The 1,604-nt window shown below is 58.2% G+C and carries 1 protein-coding gene; it reads right to left on the bottom strand.

The genetic code is table 11. From position 1 onward, the window contains the following. Positions 1-1,604: 2-oxoglutarate dehydrogenase E1 component (locus WCA53_RS11840; RefSeq protein WP_423909714.1), on the bottom strand; the 1,604-nt coding region annotated here is incomplete at both ends.

Raw genomic sequence — 1,604 nt, 5'->3', positions numbered from 1 at the left:
ACTTCCTTCAGATTCGGATAGCGCGCAAGCTCTGAACTGATCTGCTTCGCGGGAAACGGATACAACTGTTCAACGCGAATCAACGCGATATTGTCCTTGTTGGACTTACGCCGACGCTCCAGGAGTTCGTAGTAGACCTTACCAGAAGACAGGATGACCCGGTCGACTTTGGACGCAGCTTCCTCTGTAGGCGATTCGGCAAGAATCTCGTTGAATCGGCCGCGCGCGAGATCCTCGAGGCTACTGACAGCCTCCGGGTGCCGCAGAAGTGACTTTGGCGTCATCACAACAAGCGGAACGCGGTCCTGGAGCACTGCCTGCATCCGCAACAGATGGAAAATCTGAGCCGGCGTGGTGGGCTGAACAACCCGCCAATTGTCCTCTGCCGACAGTTGCAGGTAGCGCTCAAGGCGGGCCGACGCGTGTTCCGGACCTTGCCCGTCCTGACCATGCGGAAGCAGCATGGTTACACCACTGTGTTGTCCCCACTTGGCAGCGCCTGCGGACAGGAAGTTGTCGATAACAACCTGCGCCCCGTTCGCGAAGTCGCCGTACTGCGCTTCCCACAATACGAGTGCGTTTTGTCGAACAATCGAGTACCCGTACTCGAAGCCCAGAACCGCCGATTCCGACAGGATCGAGTTGGTAACCGAAAATCGTCCCTGGGTCTCCGACACATTGTCCAGCGGGATGTACGTGCCGTCTCCCCGCACCGACCGCTTTTGATCGTGAAGTACCGCGTGACGATGACTGAACGTACCGCGTTCACTGTCTTGCCCGCTCAAGCGCACGTCGATACCCGCGGAGAGAAGAGAGGCGTAGGCCATATGCTCGCCCATGCCCCAGTCGAGAGGCCGCTTGCCTTCCGCCATCTCGCGACGGGCAGTCATGACTTTAGAAACGAGCGGATGCAGCGAGTACTGGTCGGGAACGCTTGAGATCTTGAGTGCGAGTTTTTGAACAAGGTCTGGCAAGGGTGCCGCGTAATAGATTCGGCCGACGTTGCCATCAAGCAGTTGCGGCCAGCTCACCTCGTCACTCTTTTGATCGACGGGCTTCTTCGCTTCGGCGGCTTGCGCAGCGTCAAGATGTTCACGGTAGTCATGGATGTACTTCTCCACGCCTTCCGTCGTCACAACGCGTTCGTCCACCAGCTTCTTTGCATAAAGGGCGCGCACACCTGGGTGGGCCGCAATGGAGCGATACATCAACGGTTGCGTGATGTTCGGCGTGTCCTGTTCCTGGTGACCATGGCGGCGGAAGCAAACCAGATCGATCATGACGCTCTTCTTGAACGTCGCACGGAAATCGATTGCCAGCCGCGTTGCGGCAATAACTGCCTCAGGGTCGTCGGCGTTCACGTGCAGGATCGGCGCCTCGATCATCTTGGCGATGTCGGAGGAATAGAACGACGAGCGGGCGTCTTCCGGGTGGGAAGTGGTGAAGCCGACCTGGTTATTCACGATCACATGGATCGTGCCGCCTGTGCCGTAGCCTCGGGTATTCGAAAGGTTCATCGTCTCCATGACGACACCCTGCCCCGAAATAGCCGCGTCACCGTGAATCTCCACTGGCAGCACAGCGCTCGCACCTTGCCCCAATAC

It is taken from the genome of Caballeronia sp., from assembly GCF_049581465.1.
Lineage (GTDB): Bacteria > Pseudomonadota > Gammaproteobacteria > Burkholderiales > Burkholderiaceae > Caballeronia.
The sequence above is the reverse complement of the archived record's forward strand: the minus strand, read 5'-3'. Positions and strand labels throughout refer to the sequence as shown.